At 44.7% G+C, this 22,440-nt stretch carries 17 protein-coding genes; 6 read left to right on the top strand and 11 right to left on the bottom strand.

The genetic code is table 11. From position 1 onward, the window contains the following. Window positions 1-114: 114 nt before the first annotated feature. Window positions 115-1,899 (bottom strand): citramalate synthase, encoded by a 1,785-nt coding sequence (cimA, locus tag QUA16_RS27290; protein WP_445252177.1) that lies wholly within the window; start codon window positions 1,897-1,899, stop codon window positions 115-117. Window positions 1,900-1,974: 75 nt separating this feature from the next. Here cimA and QUA16_RS27285 point away from each other — a divergent pair, with 75 nt between their 5' ends. The 4 genes from QUA16_RS27285 to QUA16_RS27270 all read left to right on the top strand — a co-directional run bounded on the left by QUA16_RS27285 (window position 1,975) and on the right by QUA16_RS27270 (window position 4,307). Then, a complete protein-coding gene (locus QUA16_RS27285) occupies window positions 1,975-2,313 on the top strand; it encodes a 2Fe-2S iron-sulfur cluster-binding protein (RefSeq protein WP_333107358.1) in 339 nt (112 codons plus the stop codon). A 296-nt stretch (window positions 2,314-2,609) separates the two neighbouring features. Next, a complete protein-coding gene (gene thiO, locus QUA16_RS27280; protein WP_333107357.1) occupies window positions 2,610-3,719 on the top strand; it encodes a glycine oxidase ThiO in 1,110 nt (369 codons plus the stop codon). A gap of 112 nt (window positions 3,720-3,831) precedes the next feature. Next, window positions 3,832-4,038: a hypothetical protein gene (locus tag QUA16_RS27275; RefSeq protein ID WP_190734189.1), complete on the top strand. Its 207-nt coding sequence runs from the start codon at window positions 3,832-3,834 to the stop codon at window positions 4,036-4,038. Window positions 4,039-4,040: 2 nt separating this feature from the next. Then, window positions 4,041-4,307, top strand: a complete 267-nt coding sequence (locus QUA16_RS27270; RefSeq protein ID WP_333107356.1) for a type II toxin-antitoxin system YafQ family toxin — start codon at window positions 4,041-4,043, stop codon at window positions 4,305-4,307. Between the two features lie 67 nt (window positions 4,308-4,374). Here the strand turns inward: QUA16_RS27270 and QUA16_RS27265 are convergent, their stop codons facing one another. Continuing rightward, entirely contained in the window at window positions 4,375-4,842 is a 468-nt protein-coding gene (locus QUA16_RS27265) for a hypothetical protein (protein ID WP_333051426.1), read from the bottom strand. 144 nt (window positions 4,843-4,986) lie between these two features. Continuing rightward, the gene (locus QUA16_RS27260) at window positions 4,987-5,184 is read right to left on the bottom strand and encodes a hypothetical protein (RefSeq protein ID WP_333107355.1); all 198 of its coding nucleotides are present in this window, start codon (window positions 5,182-5,184) and stop codon (window positions 4,987-4,989) included. 219 nt (window positions 5,185-5,403) lie between these two features. Here QUA16_RS27260 and QUA16_RS27255 point away from each other — a divergent pair, with 219 nt between their 5' ends. Beyond that, window positions 5,404-6,519: a fatty acid desaturase gene (locus tag QUA16_RS27255; RefSeq protein ID WP_333107354.1), complete on the top strand. Its 1,116-nt coding sequence runs from the start codon at window positions 5,404-5,406 to the stop codon at window positions 6,517-6,519. 679 nt (window positions 6,520-7,198) lie between these two features. Here QUA16_RS27255 and QUA16_RS27250 read toward each other — a convergent pair. The 6 genes from QUA16_RS27250 to QUA16_RS27225 all read right to left on the bottom strand — a co-directional run bounded on the left by QUA16_RS27250 (window position 7,199) and on the right by QUA16_RS27225 (window position 17,616). Beyond that, window positions 7,199-12,538, bottom strand: coding sequence for an AAA family ATPase (locus QUA16_RS27250; protein WP_333107353.1), 5,340 nt, complete (start codon window positions 12,536-12,538; stop codon window positions 7,199-7,201). Between the two features lie 154 nt (window positions 12,539-12,692). Continuing rightward, the gene (locus QUA16_RS27245) at window positions 12,693-13,787 is read right to left on the bottom strand and encodes an amidohydrolase family protein (protein ID WP_333107352.1); all 1,095 of its coding nucleotides are present in this window, start codon (window positions 13,785-13,787) and stop codon (window positions 12,693-12,695) included. A gap of 34 nt (window positions 13,788-13,821) precedes the next feature. Continuing rightward, on the bottom strand, window positions 13,822-16,077 hold the full coding sequence (locus QUA16_RS27240) for a TOMM precursor leader peptide-binding protein (RefSeq protein WP_333107351.1): 2,256 nt from the start codon (window positions 16,075-16,077) through the stop codon (window positions 13,822-13,824). A 328-nt stretch (window positions 16,078-16,405) separates the two neighbouring features. Next, window positions 16,406-16,735, bottom strand: coding sequence for a hypothetical protein (locus QUA16_RS27235; protein WP_333107350.1), 330 nt, complete (start codon window positions 16,733-16,735; stop codon window positions 16,406-16,408). A 46-nt stretch (window positions 16,736-16,781) separates the two neighbouring features. Continuing rightward, window positions 16,782-17,105 (bottom strand): hypothetical protein, encoded by a 324-nt coding sequence (locus tag QUA16_RS27230; RefSeq protein WP_333107349.1) that lies wholly within the window; start codon window positions 17,103-17,105, stop codon window positions 16,782-16,784. A 109-nt stretch (window positions 17,106-17,214) separates the two neighbouring features. Continuing rightward, the gene (locus QUA16_RS27225) at window positions 17,215-17,616 is read right to left on the bottom strand and encodes a hypothetical protein (protein WP_333107348.1); all 402 of its coding nucleotides are present in this window, start codon (window positions 17,614-17,616) and stop codon (window positions 17,215-17,217) included. A 406-nt stretch (window positions 17,617-18,022) separates the two neighbouring features. Between QUA16_RS27225 and QUA16_RS27220 the strand changes: the two genes are divergently transcribed. Beyond that, the gene (locus QUA16_RS27220) at window positions 18,023-19,495 is read left to right on the top strand and encodes a Dyp-type peroxidase (RefSeq protein WP_333107346.1); all 1,473 of its coding nucleotides are present in this window, start codon (window positions 18,023-18,025) and stop codon (window positions 19,493-19,495) included. A 605-nt stretch (window positions 19,496-20,100) separates the two neighbouring features. Here QUA16_RS27220 and QUA16_RS27215 read toward each other — a convergent pair. Together QUA16_RS27215 and QUA16_RS27210 are read right to left on the bottom strand one after the other, a co-directional pair. Beyond that, window positions 20,101-21,849, bottom strand: coding sequence for an ABC transporter ATP-binding protein (locus tag QUA16_RS27215; protein WP_333107345.1), 1,749 nt, complete (start codon window positions 21,847-21,849; stop codon window positions 20,101-20,103). Window positions 21,850-22,219: 370 nt separating this feature from the next. Then, entirely contained in the window at window positions 22,220-22,348 is a 129-nt protein-coding gene (locus tag QUA16_RS27210) for a hypothetical protein (protein WP_333107343.1), read from the bottom strand. Window positions 22,349-22,440: the final 92 nt, after the last annotated feature.

Genomic DNA, 22,440 nt, shown 5'->3' with positions numbered 1-22,440 from the left:
CCGTCCTTTTTGGACGGGCGGGACGCCCATCCCACAATAACAATTAAAATTGTAAGTTATTTAATTCGCGATCCTTAAACATTGATATTCAGGCAACTTCTCTTCGCCCTCAACCTAATAACTCGACACAGTTAAAACGATCGCCTCTCTATCTCCCAACACCAAACCATACTCCAAACCCTCAACAACCGCTTGATAAGAAGCATCCAAAATATTACCAGAAACCCCAACAGTCGTCCAGCGGTCTTGACCGTTGCTAAACTCAACCAACACGCGAGTTTTAGCAGAAGTTCCCGCACCGGAGTCGAGAATCCGCACCTTATAATCTGTTAAGTTAAAATCAGTAATTGCCGGATAAAAATTCCGCAAAGCCTTCCGCAAAGCCGCATCAAGTGCCGAAACAGGCCCGTTTCCTTCCGCGCATTCCAGAATATCTTGACCGTTAACAGTCACTTTCACTGTTGCTAAAGAATTAACTGTTTCCTCCTTACCTTTATCGCAGTGAACTTGAAAACCTTTGATTTCAAATAAACGCTTGCGCTTTCCCAATGCCTCCCGCATTAACAATTCAAAAGAAGCCTCAGCCCCCTCAAATTGATATCCCTGGCTTTCCAAATCTTTCAATTTTTCCAGAATTTGGCGGCAAGCAGGATTTTTGCGATCGAGATCCATGCCAAAAGTGCGAGCCTTCGCCAAAACATTGCTCAAACCAGCTTGATCCGAAATCACTATTCGCCGCCTGTTGCCAATTTTTTCCGGTTCCAAATGTTCGTAAGTTAACGGATTTTTCTCAACAGCCGATACGTGGATTCCGCCTTTGTGAGCAAAAGCAGAAAGACCGACAAAAGGAGCACGGTCATCGGGAGCAAGATTGACAATTTCACTAATCGATCGACTTACTTGAGTTAATCTAACTAATTGCTCGTCTTCAATGCAATTATGACCCAACTTTAGCTGCAAATTAGGAATTAAGGAACATAAATCGGCATTGCCGCAGCGTTCGCCGTAACCGTTAATAGTTCCCTGTACCATCCTCACTCCTTCCCGCACAGCAGCCAAAGCATTAGCAACCGCAACTCCTGAGTCGTTGTGAGTGTGAATTCCCAGTTGAATTTGAGACTTTATCCCCCCCTTAATAAGGGGTTGAATTTGAGAATTTCTCCCCCCCTTAATAAGGGGTTGAATTTGAGAATTTCTCCCCCCCTTAATAAGGGGGGGTTGGGGGGGGTGAAGTTCCGCTTCCGAAATATCCCAACTTTCTATTATTTCTGCCACCTCGCGAACAACCTGACTGACTTCGTGAGGCAAAGTACCGCCGTTAGTATCGCAAAGCACCAGCCATTCTGCACCGGCATCGGCAGCTACTTCTAAAGTTTTAATAGCATAATCTCGATTGTGCTTGTAGCCGTCAAACCAGTGTTCGGCATCGTAAATAACGCGCCTTCCCTGACTCCGCAAATATTCAATTGTATCTCGAATCATCGCCAGATTTTCTTCTAGCGTCGTCTTCAAACTTTCAATAACGTGCAAATCCCACGACTTACCAAACAGCGTCACCCAGCGAGTACCTGCGGACAAAATAGCCTGCAACATTTCATCATTAGCTGCCGTAGTTCCCGGCCTCCTAGTCGAACAAAAAGCTACAACTTCTGCTTGAGTTAGGGGCTGTTCTTTGAGACGCCAAAAAAATTGTACGTCTTTAGGATTCGCCCCCGGCCAGCCGCCTTCAATAAAGGGAATTCCTAAACTGTCTAACTGTCGAGCAATTCGCAGTTTGTCTTCGAGAGATAAGGAGAGTCCCTCGCACTGAGCACCGTCTCGCAGCGTGGTATCGTAGATCCAGAGCCGATTTGTCATGGGAAATTGCGATCGAGAAATTGGTAATATATCACTTACCATATTAGATGAATTTATTTGAATTTAATGCGATAATATATAGGAAAATTAACATAAATCTAACTGGGGTAAATTGCTGTGGTCAAGGTACAAGCGCAAGGAAAAACATTTGAGTGCGATCGCGGAGCCAATCTCCGTGAAGTTTTGCTCAAAAACGGCATCGATCTCTACAACGGCAACGCCAAAGTCATCAACTGCCACGGCCTCGGTACTTGCGGCACCTGCGCCGTCACCGTCGAGGGCGAAGTTTCCGAGCCCCAGTGGCGCGAAAAAGCCCGACTTTCGGTTCCTCCCCATTCTCCCGCCTCCAACCGCCGTTTGTCCTGCCAAACCAAGGTTTTAGGCGATATTAAGGTGACAAAATATGACGGTTTCTGGGGTCAAGGTTCTGAAACTGTCTGGAAACCCCAAGCATAGATTTTTTGTTAAGGAAGGCAGATAGGACGATCGCCTTGCCAGATAATCTGTAAGACTTGTGCAAAAATTCTAACTGTAAGGTGTGCTTAGCGCACCTTACCCTCCAGAAAGCCGAGAGGTCAATCGATTTTAGATTTTAGATTTTAGATTTTCGATTGAAGCATTGACCCCACGGATAAATTCGGGGGGCAAGTTTCTCGGATACACGTTTTTTTTTATTTCTCCACGGATGAATCCGGGGGCTTGTATCCTAGATGCTTTCGGTCAAAAAGCTCAGACAGTCCATATAAAAGTTAATGAATTCATCTAAAGATATTCTGATTATTGGCGGCGGAATAATTGGTCTTTCGCTAGCAGTAGAACTGAAATTGCGAGGGGCATCTGTCGCGGTTCTCACCGCCGATTCTAAACCACCGACGGCCCGGGCTGCCGCTGGAATGCTTGCCCCGCAAGCCGAACGAATTCCCCCTAGTCCGATGTTGGATTTGTGCTTGCAAAGCCGCGCACTGTATCCTGCCTGGGTGGAACAGCTAGAAGATATTACCGGATTGAAAACGGGATATTGGCGATCGGGAATTCTCGCACCAGTTTGTCAAAATGAGCCTCAAGAAAAGCCGCTTTTGTCAAACCTTAATTATCAATGGTTGGACAGAGAGACTGTTCGCCAGCACCAGTTTGGATTAGGTCAAGAAGTAATTGGCGGTTGGTGGTATCCTGACGACGCTCAAGTTGACAACCGCGCTTTATTTCGGACGCTTCAGGCCGCAACTAAAGAATTGCAGATTGAGATTATTCAAGGCAATGCAGGGGAAATTATTCGACAGGGAAACCGAGTTGTTGGCATTGAAACAACAGCAGGAAAATTGCAAGCAGACCGTTATGTTTTGGCTGCAGGTGCTTGGTCTGAGCAGTTATTGAATGTTCCTGTTTTTCCAAGAAAGGGACAAATGCTGTCAGTATGTGTACCAGAAGATTGGGGAGTTATCCAGCCCCTGCAAACCGTTATATTCGGGACGGGAATTTATATTGTGCCACGTCAAGATGGCCGAATTATTATTGGCGCAACTAGCGAAAATGTCGATTTCACGCCGGGAAATACGCCTGCGGGAATGCAAAGTTTGCTAGCAGGAGCGATTAAGTTATATCCCGAATTACAAAATTATCCGATTCTGGAGTTTTGGTGGGGATTCCGGCCGGCTACGACCGATGAATTGCCGATTTTGGGTGCTAGTGCTTGGGAGAATTTGACATGGGCTACGGGGCATTACCGCAATGGCATTTTGTTGGCTCCGGTGACGGCTAAATTGTTGGCTGATTTGATTTGGAATCAGAAATCAGAGCCGTTATTGGCTGCTTTTCATTATTCGAGGTTTCCTGAATCTTGGAAGGTTGAAAATGGTAAATAGTGAGATTTGTTGCTTTTTTAAGACGAGGCAGAGCCGCAGAACGAGAAACGAAAGTCAACCAAAAGGATATTTTTTGCTATAATCTAATCAGCACAATAGGGTTTTGTAAGTTATGACTTTCAGTGATGTGGTCGAGACGATCAAAAATCTTTCTACTGACGAAAAGCAAGAGCTTCAACTGTTGTTGAAGCAATATCTCCGGGAAGAACGTCGCGAAGAGATGTATCAAAACTTTAAGTCAGCGCAGATTGAACAACAAAAAGGTGAACTGAAATTTTCGGCTAACATCAATGAACTCAGAGTAATGATAGAGGAATAATCGTGGAAGTCAGTTTCAGTTCTTCATTCAAGCGTGCTTTCAAAAAGCGGATCAAAGGCGATGCTGATTTGGAGGCTAGGTTTTGGCAAAAGCTGGAACAGTTCATCAGAGAGCCGTTTGAACCAAGCTTAAAAACTCATAAATTGTCCGGTAGGCTCAAGGATTTTTGGAGCTTTAGCGTAGATTACGACGAAAGGGTACTTTTCTACTTTACAGAAGACGGAAAAGCCGTGTTTGTAGATTTGGGAAGTCATGATGAAGTATATTAATCGACACAACAGTGGCTAAAGTACCGCTGTAAGTAGCGCGCCTAACCATTTTTTTGTAAGTCCTGAATTAGTTCGCATCCTGTTTTTTGGGTTGGTTTAATTCTCTGCATTTAGCGGCAGCCAAATCGTAAGCATTTTGGTAATCGCTACCGCCTAACATCAAATCGCCGTAATATTCATAAGGTTGATTGCCATAAATCGGCAGCGGGTCGTCTTCAGGATAATCCTCTTTTGATTCTTCTAGGATTGCTTTGAGTTTCTTGACGCTGAACCGCTGGACTGGGAAGTAATGAATGTCTTGAGCGATGAAACCGAGATGGGGAAAGGTTGGGTCCACAATTCGCTCGTCGAGTTCAATCCAGCTATACTCGATGGGTTTATATGGCACTCCGGGCACAGCTAAAAAGCCTTGAACATAAATTGCGCCCTCGGTGGCTAATGCTGCTTTACATGCGTTGTCAAAGCAGTTTTTACGGTTGCTTTTGATCCGAGTCGCCATTTCAATAGAAAGCGCCTCATCTAATAGTTCGGTCATAACCCATTTCTAGTCGCGTGTGCGATTAGATTGTAGCAAATCCGAGCTATCTCCGAGCACAAAAAACGCAGGCAATTGCGATCGTCCTTCAAATTCTCGTCTCATGGAGTTGATCCAAAATCCTCTGCGCTTCTGGATGTTGTGTCAAATTTGGCTTCCGGGGCGGGCTGTTTGTCGATCGCCCCTATAGCCCGCCAATAAAAAGTTTTCGCGAGTAGCCCAACTTTTGAGCGTGCGATCGAGTTGAGGGTAGATCCCGGTACGGTAAAGTGTGGCACAAACGATGCAAGCAAAAATAGCGGCATACATCACCACAGGTCGATCGTGCAACCAATCAATCATATTAATGCCTTCCGGTGCAGCTATTTGTTCGGCTGCTAACAGGCTTCACAGTTTTTTTTGTAAACAAACCAGAGTTGTGATAACCTCATAAATGTGCAAAAATCGGTTCCCACAAAAAAAACCTTTGGAAGAAACGGGGAAAGTCCGGGGTAAATCCGCCGCTGTCCCGCAACTGTGATGCTAAGCTAAGCACTTATCCACACACCATAGATATACTGAATGAAAAGCGCGATCAAAAAGTCGGATTTTGTGCTGGCTCCTTATATGAATAGCAACAATGTGAAAGCTACTTGCCAAATACTCAATACAGTTATTCCTTATATATTCTTATGGTTTTTAGCATTTAAAGCTGCTGCTATTTCTGTATTCTTGCTGCCGCCGATAATGGTGTTAATGACACTTTTTTCAGGACGTTGTTTCTCTTTGATGCACGATTGCGGACACTATTCTCTTTTTAGTTCCAAAAAAGTCAATCGCCTTATGGGTTTTCTGCTAGGTATCATCAATGCGATTCCTCAGTACCCCTGGTCGAGGGGGCACGCTTATCACCACAAACATAATGGTAATTGGGATATGTACCGAGGCCCTTCGGCGTTGATATCCACCGAAAAATTTGCGGCGCTAAGTCCATTTAGTCAAAAGATGTATCAGTTACTCAGACACCCATTGATGCTGTTTCCCGGTGGTTTTTTCTATCTAATTATTAAACCAAGACTCGCGCTGATATTGGGAATTACGGGTTTTATTCGACATATTTTTGCTTGTCTCAAGCAAGATTTTGGCATGGGTTTATCTGCAATTATTGCTTCTTATAAATCCAAACATTGGTATACGACGGCTGAGTTTTGGGATTTACTGTTCAACAATATTTGTGTTCTTGGTAGCTGGATTTATCTGAGCAACTTACTGGGGTTTGGCTTTTTCTGGAGTGTTTACTCAATTGTCATGACCTGTTCTGCAGCGATATTTATCTGTATTTTCTTTGTTCAGCATAATTTTGACGGTTCCTACGCTCATAAAGCCGAAAATTGGGACTATCTTCTGGGCGCAATTGAAGGCAGTAGTTACCTCAAATTACCGACTATTCTCAATTGGTTTTCTGCTGATATTGCTTACCACAATATTCATCATCTTTCTGAGCGAATACCTAACTATAATCTTCAGGCTTGTCACAATGCTAATATTCACCTGCTGGCTAATTCAAAATCACTGAGAATTCGCGATATTCCTGACTGCTTCCAATTCATTCTTTGGGATGCTGCTTCAGATAGTCTGCAATCGATTAAATTATTTCATCAACAAGAAGAAATTCCCTTGAGTAATATAGCTAATTAAAATCGGTGGGCAATAAATTTGGTTGCTTTTTTATCACCAAAATCCTATGATTAGGGATGCAGCTAGTGGGATAAATTTTAACAGTAACTTTCCTATAGCAATCCTAAATGATTATACTCGTTACCAGGAAGAGCCTGGTAACGCATATCCGGAGGCTCTGCCTCCATAGTCTGGGCCGAGGCAGAGCCTCGCTTACATCGGTTCCCAGGCAGAGCTTGGAAGTTAACCAGTTATTGAAACTGATGCGAGGATTGCTATATAGCCAGCTTTTAAGCAATAAAGTGCTTGGATTTTTTGTCGATTAATTACAGTTCGTTATTGTGACAAAATTATTTTCAACTCCTTGGCTGTTGCATCAATTCTTTCTTGATAGTTGACCTTCATAAAAAATCCCTTAATTTTCTGACATTGTTGCACTTATTTGGTTAAATTGTATCAATTCACTTGTGTCATGTGAATAGGGCATTGAGCCGAGATAGGTGTAAAAAAGTGCAACATTAATCGCAATGCCTTATCAGGTAAAGGTTTGAACTGCTACTTTGCGGTTGATGACAGCTTCGCTATTTTTAGGCCTTCTTGGCTCGCATTTTCAATCACCCAATCTGTACGGTAAGGAATAGCTGCCTCCATGACTTGATGAATGAGCCGAGAATGAAACAGCCCAGTCTCCCCGCCGAGGCTACTTCTGCTTAAGTATCACTAAGGTAATATCATCAAACACTTTTTGTTCGCCGATGTAATGGCGCAAGTCATCAATCGCAGCTTGGCGGATTTCTTCAGCAGTGCGATCGCGATTTCGGCAGATGGATTTTATCAGTGGTTCCATACCGTATAACAAGCCTTGTTCATTTCTCGCTTCTGTAATTCCGTCCGTGTAAAGCACCACCACATCTCCCGGATTTAAGTGGACTTCAGTTGATAGAATGAAATCGGCAATCTCTGAGTCTAAAGCGATCGGGAAACCTAAATCTATCGTATCGATTCGTTCCACTTCGCCGCTACACCGCACCACAATCACCTCTTCGTGCTGTCCGCTCAAGCGCAGAGTCCCCTCCTCATAGTCTAGCAAACAAAGGCTGAGGTTTTTCTCGCAATTCATGCGGTTTACATTGTCATAAAGAGTGCGATTGATGGCATTTAAAAATCGCACGGGGTCAGTTTCATTGTTCACCATTAGCGTTCGCACGGCAGTTTGCGCCATAATCATTAAAACGCCGCTTTCTAGTCCGTGTCCCGTTACGTCGCCGATGCCAATTTTGATGCGATCGCCGTATTGTAGTACATCGTAGTAATCGCCACCTACTTCGTCGGCGGGTTCCATAAAACCAGCAATATCAAGTCCGGGAATATTACTGAGTTCGCTCTCTTTCGGCAAAATCATTTGTTGCAGTCGGCGCGTTACGTCTAGCTCAGCACTCATTCGGATATTGTCAGCTTTCAGACGCTCGTTAAGCACCGTAATTTCTTGGTTGGCTGATGCTAATTGGGCAGTGCGTTCATCGACTTTTTGTTCTAAAGTGCGATACAGAATGGCATTTTCAAGGGAGATAGCTGTTTGAGAAGAAAGGATTTTCACCACTTCCAGGCGTTCTGGTGTAAAAGCACCGATCGCGATGTTATTTTCTAAGTAAAGAATGGCGGTTAGTTGGCCTTGATTAACGATGGCGCTACACAAGATTGATTTGGGTTGGTGGGCGATAATGTAAGGATCGTTGGTAAAAATTCCTTCTCGCGTCGCCTCGCTTAAAACCACATTTTCTTGAGTGCGAGCGACGTAATTGACAATCCCCAAGGGGAGATTTTCGCTGCTAGAAACTGGAAGAGATTGCAGCACTTGGACTTCGCGCTCGATTTCTCCTTGTGCTTGAATTTTTAAAATTCCGTTGTCGGAGAGAATGAGGAAGCCTTTTTCCGCCCCGGCATTTTCGAGGATCAGGTTTGTCAATTTGGCGAGCAATTTATCTAAGACAATTTCCCCGGCAATAGCTTGAGAAGCTTTCACGACTGTGGCTAAATCTAGCGCTTCGCCGGAGCTGCTGCCTGTAGTGGAAATGGTTGTTTTGGTGAGTTTCGTAGAGCTAGTTGTTGAGGTGAGAAACTGAGGATATCGCGCTTCTAAGTCTTTGACTTTGGCAAGGGCACCCCAAGTCTGGTAAGCGTAGCGAGCATCTTGGAGATAGTGACCAGCAACGTGGCTTTGGTTGCGCCAGAGGTAAAATCGTCCCGCCAGTTCGTAGGCGAGAGCTTCTTCGTTGAGATATTCATTTTCGCGGGCGCAGGAGATAGCAGAGTCATAATATTCTCTGGCATCTTTATAGTTGCCCAGAACTCGGGCGCGTTCCGCTTCGACGAGGTAATATTTGTGCAGGTAATTCATAGGAGCGTAACTCGCCCACATTTTCATTTTTTCCTGGTTGGCAGCAACCTTTTCAAGAAAAGCCTCTTTTTCGGACTCTGGAGTATCAGCAAATACTGCCAGCAGTGCTAGAGAATGATAGAAATGGAAAATAGCGACAGATGACGTAGCTAACATAGCATCTAAATAATTTTCTGCAATTGCCGCATTTTCCAGGGCTTCGCCGTAGTTTCCAAATAAATAACAGAGGATAAGTTTGTGTAAATGCAAGTCACCAATTCCGTATCTGTCTTGGTTTTCCTGCATCCTTGGCAACATCTTTACTTCGTCATAACTTTCGCCAATTAATCGACAGGTGTTTTCTGATTTTCCACTCAAATTTAAGACGACTTGCCAATATCTGTTGAGATAAGTCAGAATTAGATTCTGATTGATCTTGGATATTGCCTGACTGTATTTGCCCATTTCCCGTTCGACCTCGACCAGTTCCTTGCCAATCCAGTATAAATGACAAGAATAGCCGTAAGCATTAAAGGCAGCAAATAGCAAGTCTCCAGTTTCTAAGCCACTTTGGTATCCTTCTAAAAAAGGTTTAAGTATTTCTCTGAAGTGTTCTTTCCAAATTACCGAAAAATAATAAACTAAGAATATCACCGCCGATTTAATTTTTTTGCTATTGAATTTCTCTACCAGCTTCAATGCAAGTTTCGCAAATTGATACCCAGACTCTATATCGAAGACGACACCACAAAGAACTATTCCGTAAGATCCATAACCTTGAGCGGATAGAGGCGTATTGCCATATTTGACCGATAAATTGACCATTTGCAGGGCACACAGCGTGAAGAGTCCGGGGTTGCCGTCATAGGCTGGATGTATGACATCAAACAGGAGATCCATTGCTGCCAGCTTTTCAGGATCTGTCATCTCTGGCAGGTCAATGAGATCCTCAATTTGCTTGCCTAGCCAAGCCGCTTTTGTTTCTTCTATAGCTTGTCCGATGTCTGCTAAACTTGGGTTTTCCGGTAGCGCGATCCCCAACTGAGCTAAAATTTCGAGTCCGCTACGCATTGCTTCTGGTAGTTGATGCTGGTTTGCATAACCCAGTACGGTTACTCTGTAGATTCTTACTTTGTCGAGTACAGTTTTGGCGCGATTTTTCACTACAGAAGCTAATCGCTCCATCTGCTGGAAGTTGTCGCTGAGATAAGCTGCTTCTGCGGCTTCTACGTGCAGCGCTAGAATCAATTCATACTGGCATTCCCAGCTATTTTCTTCTAATAAGCTCAAGCCAACTTGCAAGTAATTGAAGGCGGGTTGATAGGCTGCTGATGCCTTGGCTTTTTTGCCTGCTGTCAGGTTAAGCTGAGCTAGCTCGTCTTGCTCGGCTTGACAGGAAATGCGATCGCCCCCTTGATTTAGTTGGTTGACGATATCAAATATTTTTTGCTCTCGCTTCTGGGGCGGTGTATTCCGTAGCAGCAGTTGCCCCACTTGCCAATGCACAACTTTTTTGTCTGCTTCGGGAATGAGGGAATAGGTGGCTTGCTGAATGCGATCGTGGGCAAATTTATACTCAACTTCTATCTCTTCTGCTAACCCCTGCACGTCAAGTTCTATCAACTTGTAGGCATCGCTGAGGGGTAAGATCAGACCTTCTGCGATCGCTTCCCACAAATCAATCGCTATTTCTCGCGGCGATTTTTCAGAGACAATTGCCAACGTTTGGAGATCGAACTGGTTGCCAATACAGGCAGCTAGCTTCAAAGCTTGCTGCGTTGAAAGCGGTAACTTCTGCACCTTGCCCGCCATCAACTCTACGACATTATCGGTGATGTTCTGCGCTTGAATCTGCTGCAAGTCCCACTGCCAGCCCCCAAGCTGAAAATCAAACTTCAGCAGTCCTTCGCTGTACAGAGATTTCAAAAACTCATTAATGAAGAAGGGATTGCCATTGGTTTTGGTCTGCACCAATTCTGCCAAATGCATAGCCGTTGCTAAGTCATAGTTGAAAGAGTCGGCAATCAACTGACTGACATCAGATAACTCCAATGGTTTTAAGGTTATTTGACTAACAATTCCCTCAGCTTGACGAATCTCATCCAGTGTCAGCATTAGGGGATGAGCATCGCTCACTTCGTTATCTCGATACGCGCCAATAACAAACAAATATTGACTTTCTGAGCCTGTCATCAGCCACTGAATTAATTTTAAAGAAGCGCCATCACTCCATTGCAAATCGTCCAGAAACATCACCATTGGATGTTCTGGTCGAGCCAACACCCGAATGAAGTTTTGAAACACTAAATTAAAGCGATTTTGGGCTTCTGCTGGAGCCAGTTCGGGGACTGCTGGTTGAGTGCCAATAATCAATTCCAATTCGGGAATAACCGCAACGATTAACTGACCGTTCTCACCAATAGCTGCTAACAATTTTTCGCGCCACGCTACTATCTGAGATTCGCTTTCGGTCAGCAATTGCGCCACTAAAGAGCGAAAGGCTTGTACCAGCGAGGCATAGGGAATATCTTTCTGATATTGGTCGAATTTTCCAGAGATAAAATACCCGCTTTGCCGCGTAATTGGCTTGTAAACTTCCTGTACCAAAGCCGACTTGCCCATACCAGAATATCCCGCTACCAGCATCATTTCAATTGGGGATTTGCGATTGGGGATTTGCGATTGGGGATTTTCATTTTTTTGTATGCCTGCGACTCGATCGAAGGCGGCGAGTAGCATTTCAACTTCTCGCTCTCGTCCGTACAACCTTTGCGAAATTTGGAATTTGCTGGAAAAATCCTGCTGACCTAGAGGGAAAGGCTCGATGCGCTGCGATCGCTCCCATTGCCTATAACATTCCTCTAAATCTGCCTTAACGCCATAGGCCGATTGATAGCGGTCTTCGGCATTTTTAGCCATTAGCTTGATGACAATTTCTGACAGAGGCTGGGGAATATCTGCGTTGAGTTGGTGAGGTGGGGTTGGGTGTTTAGCAATGTGCGAATGCACCAACTCCATCGCATCGTCAATCTGGAAAGGCAATTGCCCTGTTAGCAACTCGTAGAAAGTTGCTCCGAGCGAATAAAAATCTGTACGATAATCGAGCGCTCGGTTCATTCGCCCTGTTTGTTCAGGCGAGATATAGGCGAGCGTTCCTTCTAAAACATTCGGGTTTCGCAGCGTTGGATTTTCTCGCGAGAGAACTGTAGAAATACCAAAATCAATAATTTTTAATTGTCCAGTTTTGGGATTAAAGACAATGTTAGAAGGGTTAATATCTTTGTGTATAACTTGCTGCTGATGCACTTGAGCAAGGATGTCTGCAATCTGAAGGGCAAGAGACAAAAACTCGCTCAGCGTGAAGGGCTGACTCTTTCTTAACTGCTGGAGGGATTCGCCGCCAAAATCTTCCAGTACGATTACCCAGCGATTTTGGTAGCTTTCCAGGTTTAAGGGATTTACGACTCCCGCCAAATTCAATTTTTGGAGGATTTCATATTCCCGCTTGAACCAGGCTATTTTTTCCGGCGGCGCATAGGCTTGTTTGAGCACTTTGAGGATAACGGGCTGGTTATCTGTTGGGCTGCATCCGCGATAGATTAGTGAGTTGGCACTTTCGTAAATTTCTTGGGTAATTTGGTAGCCGGAAATTGTGAGCGTCATTGATTTGTTCCTTACTTCATTATCCGTATAGAGACATCTGTTTCATTCTCAGGAAAATGAGGATTTTGTATGGTTGTACCCCCGTGCCGACTCCGCTTGACTAACGGAGGAAATAGGCGTTTTCGGCATTGGGGCAACTACGGGGGGTTTGGCCCTACAAATTTTCACCCTCAAGTCCGTAAAAGCGAAAGGGGTTGTCCCAGAGGATTTTTTTTACGGTTTTTTCGGATAGGCGATCGCTCAGCGCGACAACTTCAGCGATAACGTCTGGCTGATGATCGATGTGAGGGAAATCAGAACCGAAGATCAGATTATCCGTGCCGATGTAGTCAATTGTCTCAGCTAAATAAGGCTCAGAAGGTTCAAAGGAGATGAAGCACTGACGGCGAAAATATTCTGAGGGCTTCATTTTAACATTGTCTTTGACTTCCCAGCCTAAGTCGCAATACTCGCGATCGAGCCGCCACAACCAGTAGGGCAGCCACCCGCAACCAGACTCCAGAAAGCCCACCCTGAGTTGGGGGTGACGTTCCAGCACTCCTCCTTCGATGAGGGCCAACAGCGCCATCATCTGTTCCATTGGATGCGAGCAGGCGTGCATGGCAAACCGGGTGTTAAACCGATCCGATCCGGTGGTTGGCAGGTGGGAATGAGTCCCTTCGTGGAGGCTGACGGCAATCCCCAACTGCTCGCATTCGCTCCAAAATGGCTCGTAAGCGGGGTCAGAAAGCAGCCGTCCCTTGACTGGGTTGGGGCGCAAAAACACGGCTTTCCATCCAAATTCTGCAATGCGGCGCAGTTCTGGCACCATTTCTTCGGCAGCGTGGAGATTAATCGCACCGACTCCTCTAAGAATCTGAGGGTCATAGCTGCAAAAGTCTCGCAGCCAATTGTTGTAGGCGCGGGTAAATGCACCTGCCAGTTGTGCATCCATTGTATCGACGGCAAGCAGCCACAGTCCCATTGTGGGATACAAAAATGCGATATCAGCTCCCATTTTTGCGATCGCCTTTACCTGAGAACAGGGATCGTAGCGATCGATTCCGTAGCTGGTGAAATCCCGGATTGCCACTTTCAGCCCTTCCTCTTGGTGTTGGCGGGTTATCTTCTGATAAATCGGTTGACCATCAACTTTCAGATCGAGCGATGGTGCCCGGTTTTTAAAGGCTGGTTCGAGGTAATTTTTCCACAGATCGATCGGCTCTAAAACGTGGCAATCTGCATCGATGATTTGATAGGGCTTCAACATAAGATTATTGAGATTTTTTAAATTTGACAAACTTTCAGAAAAAAGCTGGTAGGGGATTCAATTGTTCCTCAGTCAAAGGCTCAGCTAGCCAACCCATTTTAACGGGTACATCGTAGAGCCGACCTGCACCCAATCTAGGCCAAAAATGCCGGAGTCCGGGTACAATTACTTTAACAACAGATAAGCCTAAATCAGGGCGGCTTTGGTCTAAAACAATTGTTTCTAATCCGTTCGCTCTGGCAATTTCTACGCAGTTCATTACGTCTGTATAAAGATCGTCGCTCCACTGTTTGAGATAGTCACCAAGTGTTTTTGATGCAACTGTTTTATCTGGCAACAAATAGGGGTGTTGAGCGACTGTTGCGCTCTTCCACCATTCGATCGCTTCTCTGTCGCGATCGCGATCGGCACTCTTTGGATCGAGTATACCAAAAAACGCAGCAGGCAGCGATTGATTCAGTTCGGTTAAGGCCCGTAGCAGGGCTATTGGCGGGTCAAAATGTGCCCCGAAACCCATAATAATATTCTCTTCTTCACGGTCATTGCGGCGCGAAATAGCGGCAAATACGGGAATGTTTAAATCGCTGGTAAGGTCGAGTACCCAGAGGTCGCGCTGAAGCGTTTTGTAATGCGCCTCTATTTGCTGAAAATACGGCTCGTCAAAGCTGGAAAGATCCGCTGCTGGTTTTTTCAATCGGTTATACCACCACAGGGCAATACTGTCTCGTTCTACTAATTCCATGAAGCCTTGCAGGATTGCTTCTTCTAAGTAGTTTCCGGCGGCGCATCCATTGGAGTTGGCAACAGCAAAGGGGGCATGATATTTTTGGGAATAACCGCTGTAACAGTAGGCAGTGGGGATGTATCGAGGCGCGTTGTGAGTTAACGACCAAGCTGGACTCCACTCGATTTCCACCTCTTCGTTGAATGGTTCTGGAATCCAGTTAAATCTGATGCGATCGCTATTCAATTGCTCGCGATTTGAAAACTGCTTTTCGCTAAAAAGCATACAAGTATTTGGGTGAATTGCGACACTCCCCAAGTCTTTTAACTTCCCTCTAATTCTGGCTTCATCTCCTTGAAATGCGATGGAGTAGCGCTCGATTGCTTCGCTCAAGGCGCTGACTTTTGCCTGAGTGTCGCTTTTTCCCTTACCGTAAGATTCGCTACGCAGGCTTTCTTGCAATTCATTTAAGTCTGCGATCGCGCCGACTAAACTGTAACCAGCACGGTAGGAAGTTGTCAGTCCGTTTTCTTCCTCCCAGGTAGAAATTCGCTGAAGAATGCTGATAATGCCTGTAATTGGGCTGACGTGATGCTCTAAGTTTTTCAAGGTTTGTTGTGGCGAGATGCAGCGGTGTCCGCCATCGCGAGTAAAAGATTTCTTACGACTAGAAAGAGCGATGGGTGCTGATTGTTTGGCTGCGAAATCTTGGGGGTTTCCGCAGCACGGACAATGGGGACGCTGCACGAGAAAGTGATGGCGTTTTTCTAGAGAAAGCGCGTTTAAGGTGATGATATTGCTTTCGAGAGATTCGCTGCGATCGCAGGCGATCCATTTAGCAAGTTCGGTGGCGGCGATGCCGTAGGCTGTAGCTAGGGTTGATGGCAATACAGACAAAGAAGTGGGGAAGGATGCGGTGTTTTTTTGGTTTTGCAGGTAATTTTCTACTTTGCGGTGCGATCGCAGTCGGTGCGCTAGGCATTCCCAGCAGCCAGTTTTGCCGGGGATAAAAATCGGGCCGATCCAAATTTCTGTTCCTAATGGTTTGACGAGCATCCAGGGGCGATCGTTCTGCAAGGCTTTTTGATTAATTTCTTCTAAATCTTCTTGCAGGTAATCGTCAGTTAGCACCACCGAGCGATCGCCATTTTCGCCGAGTTTAACTCCCACAGATGCGATCATTTCTTTGAAGGGTTCGGTGTCGATTTCACCCAAGGAAACTACAGAAACAATCGCTTCCTTGAGGCGTTTTTCAGCTATCTCTGGCTCTACCTTTAGCATTTCCCAAAAAGCGGCTTTTTCGGCGGACACGGAGGGAGCGGCATCTGTAATATAGCCTTGACTTTGCAGGCGATCGAGCAGATAGAATATTTCGACAAAAGAGAGTCTATCTTGCAGAGTCTCTATAATTTCTTCTAAGGTGTGTTTACCGTCTAGAAGCGGTGCAAGCTGAATGTAGGCATCTCCCCGTAACAAAAAATGGTCTTTTTCGGCAAGTAAAAATACGCCTTCAGAAGGGACTATTTCGCAGCGAAAACAGGGCTTAAACCTCGGCTGACGCATCATTGTTTAAATAACTATTGTTTAAATATAGCAACCACCAAGGCGGTTAGGACGTTTTTGATTGCTGAAACCCTTGCTATTCTTCCCTCATCCTTCATTCTTCTTCCTTCTGCTATAACTCATGTCAGAGATTAGTGCAAATTTTTTATATTTTATTTGCGCCAAAAGACTATCTCTTCTTTTCATGCTTTAGGCTCTAGGGGCGCATAGCTATGCGCCCCTATGGAGAAGGTATATCTGGTAGGAGTAAGTCAGGGCTAATTTTACGCGCGATCGCTAATTCAAAAAATATGTCTTGAGAATTAGCGTTTTAAAACACCAAATCCGATCTTCAACATACTCTGAGAATTCCGTACAATCCGTCTTGCTTGGCATAGCCATAGAGCTGTTCCTCGCTTAAATCCCCCGTTGTTAAACTTTCTGGCAGGGGAGGAAGGGCCAAAAAACCCTCTTCCGAGTCAGGGGCATCTACATATTTGAGGATAGTCTGGCAAGCTTCTGCTAGCTTTTCAGGTGAGCGAGAGTTGGCGATTTGACTAATTGTTTGTCTCGGATCTTTGTTCAGTTTTCGCAGAAAGTCTTTATTGTCGTGTTTCCAAGCATGAGCAAAAACCCGTGCCCAGGCATCTCGCAACTCTGGCGGACAAGGAGTGTTTATCATTATTTTTCTCTTTTCATGCGTAGGTCGTGCAAAATTTTTAGGCCATTCAAGTATGTCTCATAATTCCGTACAACTCGCTTTGATTGGCATAAGCATAGAGTTGTTCTTCGCTCAATCCTTCTAATCCCTCTGGTAGAGTCGGCAGCGATATGAAACCATACTCGCAGTAGTCGTCATTTACATATTCGAGAATCGTCGCACATGACCCTAATATACTTTCAGGTTTACCAGAGTTTACAACCTCACCAATTGTTTGCCTTGGATCTTTCCTCAGTTGGTGCAGAAATTCCTTATTATCCTTATGCCAAGCATGACCAAAAAGACGGTTCCATGCTTCAGCTAAGTCTGGAGGATACAGGGGTTTGTCCATAATTTACCTCTCAGCTAATGGTCAAATAGAGCACTTGTCGATAAAACCTATCGGCTGATGACAGCCTAGTACGGAAATATCTTTAAGTCAAGATACAATTTACATAAATTTACGCCAAATGCACGTTATGAATCCGGAAATAAAATTCGGGGCTGGCTATAGAGCGGATATAGAATGCTACAAGATATCCGATGTAAGTGAATCTCATAAGCCCAAATAATCCACCTTGATTGGCATATCCATAGAGTTGATCATCGCTTAAAGTATCTAGCTCCTCCGGTAGATTGGGAAGCGGGAGAAAACCCTCTTCTGAATCTGGCGAATTTATATGATCGATGATAGTCGCACAAGCTCCGCTCAGTTTTTGAGGATTTCCAGAGTTTACTACATTATTGATTGTTTGTTTTGGATCTTTTCTCAATTGCAGCAAAAACTCTCCATTTTTCCAAGCATAGGCTATGACCTTGACCCACGCATCCTGTAGGTCTGACGGGTACTGACTCTTGGTCATAATTTACCTCTCTTTAGGTGTTGGTGTTGCGAAATAGAATAGTTAGACAGACTATTTTGCGCTAAAAGCTTGTCGTCCTAAATTTATTAAGGAAAAATATTTGTGTCAAGAGGTCTTATCAAAAGTTTATACAAGTATTTTTTCTTTACAAATATCTTCCATAGACCGCAACGCGGGCTTCAATTCATAGAATCGTAAATAAAAATAAAATCTTGTAAAGATACCCTGGAAAATTGTTGTATTTTTTACAAAATTTTATATCTTGACAGGACACTTACAACCTGGTAATTTTGATAAATCAAAGCCAAGCTCCGCTAAGCAACAAAGCTGTTAACTATCTTACAGTTTGCAAAACTGAGAAACGGCCAAAGCCAAAACCTCAAAAATAGAGTGCTGCAAAAAAGCTGTGACCATAGACTTAAACCAAACCCATATCGATCCTAACAATCCACAGTATCAAAATATGTTAGAGGATTTGCAGGGAAATATCCTCAAAAGTCACGAACGAGACTATTCAACCCATATTTTGATTAAATTCAAGTCCGACCCGGACGCAGTTAAAAAATGGATCGGCTACTTTACCGAAAAGTTTGTTATGTCCGCTAAGAAACAGTGGGACGATCATGCTAAGTTTAGAAGCAACTGTCAAGAAGTCGAAGGTTTGTTTGCCAACTTTTTTCTATCTTATAACGGTTATAAAGTGCTCGGCTTCGAGTTAGATGCCGGGGGAAGCGGCGAATTTCCAAGTCCAGCTTTCAAAGTCGGACTTCGGCAATTCAGGACGATTCTGTTCGACCCTCCAGTTGAAGAATGGGAAAAAAGTTTCCAAAATGAAATTCATGCTTTCATTCTCCTGGCTGATAACGATCGCGACAACCTGGAAAAACAGGCAAAACAGGTCATAGAAGAAGTTGGGCGCGTCGCAGAGATTGTTCATACAGAAGTAGGCATTGTCCTCAAAAATAAAAAAGGGCAGACTATCGAACATTTTGGGTTCAGAGATGGTGTCAGCCAGCCTCTATTTTTAAAAGAAGATATTGAGCTAGCAAAAAAACAAGGTACTGATTTGTGGGATGCTTCTGCACCTTTAGAATTAGTGCTTGTAAAAGATCCTTTCGGTGAGGCAGAGCATAGCTTTGGCAGCTATTGCGTCTACCGAAAGCTCGAACAAGATGTGCGAGGGTTCAGAGAAGCGGAGAGAGAACTGGCTAAAAAGCTGCGATTGTCAGATCAAGATGTAGAAAGGGCAGGCGCTTTAGTTGTAGGGCGGTTCAGAGATGGAACGCCAGTGACGCTTTCTCCCTCGGAACAAAACCCCGATACAGTTCCTAATAATTTCAATTATGATAGCGATCGCGACGGAATGAAATGTCCCTTTCACGCACACATCCGCAAAGCAAATCCGCGCGGCGATAAAAACGACAAATACCAAACCTTAGAAGAACACCGCCAGCATCGAATTGTTCGTCGAGCAGTTAGCTATGGCGAGATGCCGAATGCACGGGATAACTCTCTGTCAAAACTCTCGCGATTTGAAAATCAACTGGAACATTTAAAAGAGTTGAAGGTTCAGCCAGCGTCAGGCGAAAAAGTAGGATTGCTGTTTCTATGTTTTCAGCGCGACATTTTCAACCAGTTTATGTTTATGCAAAAAAACTGGGCGAATAATCAGCATTTTGTCAACTATACAACAGGCTTGGACGGCATTGCAGGTCAAGGAAAAAAACAAATTGAAGGGCAAGCGTGGCCGAAAGAGTGGGGGAAGGACGAGAAAGTACCGTTCGATTTTTATAATTTTGTCACGATGAAAGGAGGCGAATTCTTTTTTGCTCCTAGCATTAGTTTTCTGAAAAATATTTCAGCGCTCGCCGTGAAATAAAACACGCGATTATACCAAATCCGGCTTAAATATCCCCTTTAGGGGTAAAGCCGGGATACGGACAAAATAGGACAGGATGTAAAGAAATGTAATGAAGCCGCCACTCCCAGGCAGATTTATTGAAGCAAGCAGAACAAGTAAAAAGCTTGCATAACATACAATAGAAGATAAGCATGAATACGATCTGTCCCAAACCCAAATGTAAAGAGATGTAACAATCCCGTCATCCCCGAAATCACTCCGACTCCCACAGGACTTACGCAAGCACGCTATATGTCAATACGGTTCAGTTAACGCTGTCCGACGAATTTAACCTCACGATTTTATGGGAAATAGAGGCATCTTTTAGAAGTCAGATTGCTCTTAACTGAACCGTATTGCGCTATATGTAGCGTGCTAATAAAGAGCAGCGGTCGCTTAATAAATCTAATAAAGCGATCGCGACAAGCACGCCCTTGTCAGATACTCTGTATTTTCGACCCTGACGGGTTTCGATTCGTAGTGTTTGTTTTTGAGATGCACGCTATATAGCGTACTTGCGTAAGTCCTGACCAATCTACTTATTTAGGGTCTAAGTATAGATGACTCAAAGTATCTGTCACTTGTCAATGCAGCAATTCCTCTAATTTTTGCTGGTTCCACAAATACTGATAAAGCCCTGTTTGCCCTACCAATTCAAGGTGAGTGCCACTCTGAACTATTTCTCCTTTCTCCATCACAAAAATGCGATCGGCACTGGCCGCCGCTGACATTTGATGGGAGATAAAAATTACTGTTTTGCGATCGGTTCCTGTTGCCAAGTTTCGCAAAATGTCGGTAGCAGTTTGATTGTCAACGCTGGAAAGAGCATCATCCAAAATTAACACCGGGGCGTCAACTAACAAAGCGCGAGCAAGTGCTGTCCGCTGCCGCTGTCCGCCGGATAAAGTAATGCCGCGCTCGCCGACAACTGTTTTGTACTGTTGCGGGAAGTTGAGGATTTCGGCGTGAATTTGCGCTTGTTTTGCCGAGGCTTCAATCTCCGGCTGTTCCGCTAAAGGGTTTCCGTAGCGGATGTTATTCTTGATGGTAGTGCCGAACAGAAAACTTTCTTGCGGAACATAGGCGATCGCCCCGCGCAATTCGGTCAATTTTACCTCGGTAATATCCTGTCCGTCTACAAATAACTGACCCGGATCGATATCTAGCAAGCGTGGCAGTGCATTAGCTAAAGTTGATTTTCCTGAGCCGATCGCCCCAACAATTGCGACAGTTTCTCCCGGTTTTATGGTAAAATCAACATTTTTAAGGGCGGGTGTCTTAGCACCGGGATAAGTATAATTTAGATGGCGAGCCACGATTTCGCCTTTGACTGGAGTTGCCAGTTCAACTGCACCGGCAGTATCCTTAATTTGCGGTTCTACAGTCAGAATTGATTCGATGCGATCGACACTCACTTCTCCCCGCTGGTAAGCAGTAATTGTGAAACCCAACAGCGCCGTCGGAAACACCAAACGCTCGACATAAATCAGCAACGCCACAAAATCGCCAATACTAATTTGACCATTAGCAATTGCCCCGCCACCAGCAGAAAGCAGCACCAACAAACTGATGCTTGCCAAACCGCCCAGCAGCGGAAAAATAAAGTTTCTAGTTTTTGCTAATTCCAAATTGGCTGATAGCAACTGTGCGTTGGAATTGCGAAAAGCTCGGCGTTCGTTTTCTTCTTGAGCGTAAATTTTTATTACGGACATCCCGCTCATATCTTCCTGAATTAAATCGCTCATGGCAGACAGTTCCTCTTGCACGGCTAACTGTTGGATGCGAAGTTTGTCGCTAAATAACTGTACCAAAACCAGCATTAAAGGATAAACTGCGATCGCAAACAGTGTCAACCTTACATTAATCCCCAGCATCACGGGCAAAGTCAAAGCATAGGCAAATGCCGTATTCGCCAAACTTAGCACTGCAAACCCCACCAAGCGCCGAATATTGTCCAAATCGGAAGTAGCGCGGTTAATTAAATCTCCTACCGTATTGGCAGCAAAATAAGACGGTTCTAATGTTAATAAATGGTTAAAAATTTGCTGTTTGAGGTCAAATTCGACTTGACGCCCGACGCCAAACAGCAAAATCCGCGACGCCATCCGAATCACCCACATAATTGAGGCGAGAATCAGAATTAGTGCCACGAAGTTGAAAACTTGGTCAAATTTAGTCGCAACTTGGAGAGTGTCAACTGCATTCCGAATCAGCAGGGGAATGTAAACGCCCACAGCATTGACAACCAATAGCGAAAAAATGCCCCAGAATGTTGGTTTCCAGTGCGGGCGCATATAAGAGCCGAGTTTTTGCAGTCGAGAATAACGAGCCATAGGAAGAAGGAAGAAGGAAGAAGGTTCGGCAGCGGATTTTGTAACGGATGTAACGGATGGATGCTGAAGGAAGAAGGAAGAAGGAAGGCGCAATCTTCAGCTCATGTTTCAGCAATTAAGAATGTCATCATCGTCGGGCGTGGTTGCTATAGAAGGTAGAAGGTCGAAAAAAAAATAATAGAAACTCTATCGAAAGGTAGATGACCGAAAACACCAGTTAAGAAATCTTTACTAAAAATTCTGCTTTGGGAGGACGCGCCATCAAAATTAGGTTTTGGCCTCAACCAAAACCTGATTATATCGATATGTAACAAACCACATTATATCTGTGGCGACACGAGATATGTGGGGACACGGCATTGCCCTGTCCTTAGCCACCCGGAACGATCGCCCAAATCTCCCATCCGTCCCCCCAATCCCCCAGGGCTGTTTCATTCTCGGTTGATGGGGTGATGGGGGGAACCGAAGAAGGCGATGAATTTTTGAGGTTTTCAGTCATCGAAAAGACTCCCCATCCCCCTCTCCTTTCAGGGGTAGGTTTTTAAAATTTAAGCCGTAGAAAAGTGAGAACGGCTTGGCCAAGGTTCAGGA

The organism is Microcoleus sp. S13_C3, from assembly GCF_036700905.1.
Lineage (GTDB): Bacteria > Cyanobacteriota > Cyanobacteriia > Cyanobacteriales > Microcoleaceae > Microcoleus.
Note: the sequence above shows the minus strand (reverse complement) of the source record. Positions and strands in the feature narration are given on the sequence as shown.

Excerpts from the sequence above, each read along its gene's own strand:
- QUA16_RS27275 (WP_190734189.1), top strand. The coding sequence starts at position 3,832 with ATGACTTTCAGTGATGTGGTCGAGACGATCAAAAATCTTTCTACTGAC.
- QUA16_RS27240 (WP_333107351.1), bottom strand. The coding sequence starts at position 16,077 with ATGATGCGTCAGCCGAGGTTTAAGCCCTGTTTTCGCTGCGAAATAGTC.
- QUA16_RS27260 (WP_333107355.1), bottom strand. The coding sequence starts at position 5,184 with ATGATTGATTGGTTGCACGATCGACCTGTGGTGATGTATGCCGCTATT.
- QUA16_RS27255 (WP_333107354.1), top strand. The coding sequence starts at position 5,404 with ATGAAAAGCGCGATCAAAAAGTCGGATTTTGTGCTGGCTCCTTATATG.
- QUA16_RS27215 (WP_333107345.1), bottom strand. The coding sequence starts at position 21,849 with ATGGCTCGTTATTCTCGACTGCAAAAACTCGGCTCTTATATGCGCCCG.
- QUA16_RS27250 (WP_333107353.1), bottom strand. The coding sequence starts at position 12,538 with ATGACGCTCACAATTTCCGGCTACCAAATTACCCAAGAAATTTACGAA.
- QUA16_RS27235 (WP_333107350.1), bottom strand. The coding sequence starts at position 16,735 with ATGATAAACACTCCTTGTCCGCCAGAGTTGCGAGATGCCTGGGCACGG.
- QUA16_RS27225 (WP_333107348.1), bottom strand. The coding sequence starts at position 17,616 with ATGACCAAGAGTCAGTACCCGTCAGACCTACAGGATGCGTGGGTCAAG.
- QUA16_RS27265 (WP_333051426.1), bottom strand. The coding sequence starts at position 4,842 with ATGACCGAACTATTAGATGAGGCGCTTTCTATTGAAATGGCGACTCGG.
- thiO (WP_333107357.1), top strand. The coding sequence starts at position 2,610 with ATGAATTCATCTAAAGATATTCTGATTATTGGCGGCGGAATAATTGGT.
- QUA16_RS27230 (WP_333107349.1), bottom strand. The coding sequence starts at position 17,105 with ATGGACAAACCCCTGTATCCTCCAGACTTAGCTGAAGCATGGAACCGT.
- QUA16_RS27245 (WP_333107352.1), bottom strand. The coding sequence starts at position 13,787 with ATGTTGAAGCCCTATCAAATCATCGATGCAGATTGCCACGTTTTAGAG.
- QUA16_RS27210 (WP_333107343.1), bottom strand. The coding sequence starts at position 22,348 with ATGACTGAAAACCTCAAAAATTCATCGCCTTCTTCGGTTCCCCCCATC.
- cimA (WP_445252177.1), bottom strand. The coding sequence starts at position 1,899 with ATGGTAAGTGATATATTACCAATTTCTCGATCGCAATTTCCCATGACA.